We start from the raw sequence: 471 nt of genomic DNA, 5'->3' as shown, positions 1-471 counted from the left end.
GGCTTTTGCTGGGGCGGGGCGCTGGTCAATCGTGTTGCCGTGGCGGCGGGCAACGCGTTGGCGGCGGGTGTCGCTTATTATGGCCCGGCACCCGATCCGGCCGAGGCGGGGGCGGTCGCGGCCCCCTTGCTGCTGCATTATGCGGGTAAGGATGCGCGCGTCGCGGCAACCGGCGTGCCGTGGGTTGCCGCGTTGAAGGCGGCGGGCAAGGACGTGACTGCATATACCTATGACGGCGTCGATCACGCCTTCAACAACGACACCTCGGCTGAACGCTATAACAAGCCCGCCGCTGACTTGGCGTGGGAGCGGACGGTCGCGTTTCTGCACCAGCATCTTGACGGGTAGGGGACTTTCGTTCCACTAATGTTCCGAAGAATCGCTGGGCGATATCTGGGGGAGAATGATCGTGGCGGACCTGACCTTTTACACCAACCCGATGTCGCGCGGCCGGATCGCGCGCTGGATGCT

General features: G+C 64.5%; 1 protein-coding gene. It reads left to right on the top strand.

All coding sequences use genetic code 11. The features are described 5' to 3' along the window. Positions 1-348 (top strand): dienelactone hydrolase family protein (locus AACY08_RS29320; RefSeq protein ID WP_339472583.1); only part of this gene is annotated, 348 nt, incomplete at its 5' end. Positions 349-471 lie beyond the last annotated feature (123 nt).

This window comes from Pseudomonas sp. EL_65y_Pfl1_R83 (genome assembly GCF_963970695.1).
Classification (GTDB): Bacteria; Pseudomonadota; Gammaproteobacteria; order Pseudomonadales; family Pseudomonadaceae; genus Aquipseudomonas; species Aquipseudomonas tritici.
The sequence above is the reverse complement of the archived record's forward strand: the minus strand, read 5'-3'. Positions and strand labels throughout refer to the sequence as shown.